General features: G+C 52.0%; 1 protein-coding gene and 1 pseudogene. Both read right to left on the bottom strand.

Translation table 11 applies throughout. From position 1 onward, the window contains the following. On the bottom strand, positions 1–1,307 hold a 1,307-nt coding region (gene pglX / locus ACOCD2_RS18720), incomplete at its 3' end, for a BREX-1 system adenine-specific DNA-methyltransferase PglX (RefSeq protein ID WP_419625888.1). A gap of 151 nt (positions 1,308–1,458) precedes the next feature. Further along, positions 1,459–1,734, bottom strand: a pseudogene (locus tag ACOCD2_RS18715) (ATPase); the annotation flags it as partial.

Genomic DNA, 1,734 nt, shown 5'->3' with positions numbered 1-1,734 from the left:
GGACGGATCAGTGAACCGAAGTTGTCGGCTTCCTCAAACTGGCGCAGAGTTGTTTGCAATGGCGCAGTAAACAGGTCGCGCCCGATAAAATTCATATACTCCTTCAGCTCACCCTCACCGAACTGGATATTCTCCAGCACACATATATTGGGCAGCACCTGCTTGCGGAAGAAGCGGCGTTGTTTGGCGCGGGCCTTCATGGTCAGGGCAAAAGCGGCCAGTTCCCCGGCGCGTTCGTCGATCTCTACCCCAAATAGGTTGTTTTTGAGAATCATCGAAGGGATTTCAGCAGCCTCATAGCCTTCCTCTTCGTAGATGGCGTAGAGCAGGTCGAAGGCATAGGTCAGCATATGGCCTGAGCCGCAGGCCGGGTCGCAAATTTTTATTTCTTCTGGACTGCTGATACGCAGAAAATCGGACTCTGGCCCGCTTTTATCATCAATGGGGGGCTTGATGTAATAGTCCATCTGCTCAACCAGACGTGAATCAGAGCGGTTGAGCATCCACAGTCGGCCGAGGGAGTTTTCTACCAGATAGCGTACGATCCAGTGCGGGGTGAAGAGCTGGGTAGCGGCGGGGATGTTTTCCGGCGTGATCTTCTTGTTCTTTTTCAGCCCCTCGAAGACCTCATCCTTCTTCTCGGAAATGTAGAACTGGTAGAGCCAGCCGATCACCTCAACATCTTCACAGACATCCGGCGTCATCGCTTCGCGTGTATAGGCGAGGATGGAGTTGCCCGAGAGCAGGTCGTCGGGCATCAGCAATTCAGTGTAATCGGCAATCCGCTCAAACATGAATGGCATTGAACCATGCCAGTAATTACAGATCGCCACGACCAGCAGCCGGTACGCCTCGGCTTGTGGATCCTGGCTGGGGGTTTTGCCGTCAAGCAGGGCGAAGATCCGTTGTCTGGCCGACTCGTCCACCATGCCCTCATCAATATGCCCCATCTTGGCCTCAGCCAGAATCTCCGGCTGGAACTGCCCCTCGGCGGGCGAAACCACCCCGATGCGGGTATAGCGGTTCACATCCATGAAACGCAGGGCGCAAAAACGGTTAAACCAGATATAGGCGACGCGCTCGACAAGCTGCGCTTGCCGACGCGAGTCATCAGTGGTCAGTGTACAGTTGTCAGTATATTTGCCAGATACACCAAAAATCCGTTTTTCGATTTCGGCTACCGCTTTAGGATTTTCACGCCTGGCAGCGCTGTCCTGTGCGAGCACCAGCTTGAGCTTGTTAGATACTTGCTCAATCAGGCTGCGACGGGCGTGTTGGGCGAATTTTTTGAGTTTTGAGGTTTCCATTCAAAAGCCTTTTGAGCCACAGATGAACACTGATGGATACGGATTGTCTTTATGCACACCAAGTCTGAATATGCATTCAGGTATTACATTTACGCTTGCTATACACGCTTTTATGCACGAGCACATAGAATCTATAGATTTCGTGTATAGATTAAGCTTTTCGTGTATAGACAGCATAGCGCCTCTCACCAGATTGACTTATTTTTCCCTGTTCTTTCAAACGCTTAAGGAGTCGGTACGCCTGGGGTGGATTCAAATGACATAATTCCACCACATCGGCCCGTTTAACCGACCCATGTTTATCGATATAGCTGAGCACCATCTGCTCCTGTTGAATGGCATCAAAACCGGCCTGACGCACATAGGCAGCCTTTTGGCAGGTCTGGCGGTACACCTTGGCGCTGAGGGTATAGGTGCGCCCCCTCCC

It is taken from the genome of Thiolapillus sp. (assembly GCF_048562965.1).
GTDB lineage: Bacteria > Pseudomonadota > Gammaproteobacteria > Chromatiales > Chromatiaceae > Thiolapillus > Thiolapillus brandeum_A.
Note: the sequence above shows the minus strand (reverse complement) of the source record. Positions and strands in the feature narration are given on the sequence as shown.